General features: G+C 56.6%; 1 pseudogene. It reads left to right on the plus strand.

Annotated elements, in window-relative coordinates:
* Positions 1-163: 163 nt before the first annotated feature.
* Positions 164-725 (plus strand): annotated as a pseudogene (locus CXQ94_RS22950) (hypothetical protein); the annotation flags it as partial.

Consider the following 725-nt stretch of genomic DNA (forward strand, 5'->3'; position numbering starts at 1 on the left):
ATTGACGGCAACCGTTTTAGTTGTGGTGTGCTTCCTAATCGCTGCGGTTGCCTCGTTCTTGTGGCTGCCGCAGCTTATGCCAGGCGTTTCTGATTGGAAGCGATTTAAGCGGAGAAAAGCTAATCGTCAGGCGCGAGTTGCCGGTTACCACCATGCAGCAGCCATGTCCCTGATCGCACCGCTGGATGCTGAGACTCTGGAATGGGCAATGAAGAATCCTGTCCGCCGCTTGCCTGACGCTCGCTTGGTGGTGACTCCGGAAACGGTAAGCCTTTTTGCTCAGCAGACTGTGGCCGCAACAGATGACACCTTGCAAACAAAAGCTGAGGCTTACGCTCCGGTTCTGAACTGTTCGCCGGATTGGGTACGGGTTGAGCGAATTTCTGCCCAGACTGTCCGGCTAGTGTTCCCTCGGGTGGCACCTGTTGACCGTCTCGCCGTAGCTATCCCTTTCCCGGAACCGGGGCACCCCTGCCCAAGGACAAACGCTGCGACTGATCCCGTCGCGCCGTTGGTTATTGGCCGTCAAGATTCCGGCGCTGATTTTTGTTTGAACCTTGCTGATCGGCAAACGCTGGTTTTGGGAAGTTCGGGCAGCGGCAAGGGAAGCGTGGTTTGGTCGGTCATGCTCGCTTTGGCCCCTCATATCGACCGTGGAACTGTCCGCGTAATCGGTGTTGACCTTAAGGGAGGCGTCGAGCTCATCACCGGAGAACCTTTGTTTG

It is taken from the genome of Arthrobacter sp. GMC3 (assembly GCF_002929305.1).
Taxonomy (GTDB): domain Bacteria; phylum Actinomycetota; class Actinomycetes; order Actinomycetales; family Micrococcaceae; genus Specibacter.